Origin of the sequence: Rhodococcus sp. KRD162 (genome assembly GCF_017168335.1) — a bacterium.
Lineage (GTDB): Bacteria > Actinomycetota > Actinomycetes > Mycobacteriales > Mycobacteriaceae > Rhodococcoides.
On sequence record NZ_JABFAU010000092.1, the window covers coordinates 1 to 413 of the forward strand.

The 413-nt window shown below is 23.0% G+C and carries 1 protein-coding gene; it reads left to right on the forward strand.

Annotated features, from left to right (window positions below):
• On the forward strand, positions 1-359 hold a 359-nt coding region (locus tag J1M87_RS28145), incomplete at its 5' end, for a DUF1433 domain-containing protein (RefSeq protein WP_206492937.1).
• Between the last annotated feature and the right edge of the window lie 54 nt (positions 360-413).

Here is a 413-nt window from a genome sequence, read left to right on the forward strand (position 1 = left end):
CTGTATATATAATTATAATGTTGATTCTAGGCGGAATCTTTTTGAAGATGAAATACGATGAAAAGAAATATTATGATGAACAAAAAGAAAGAATAATAATTTATATGAAGTATAATGTTAAAGGGTTTAAAGAAATACAATTCGAGGAACAAAAAGAAAACCCTTTAGATGGATTTGTTATTACAGGTTATATAAATAATGACAAGACTAATACTTTTTCAGCGCATATGTGGTCTGAAGATAATTATCAATTTGAATACATTTCATCATATAGTGATAAACTGGATAGAATGATGATAAAAGATGAAAAAACAGTTTCAGAATTAAAGAAGAAGATAAATAAAAAAGATGAAAATTAAAGTTTTAGTTACAGTAATATTAATAATTATAGTATTTGCTTTATATTTGAAAAT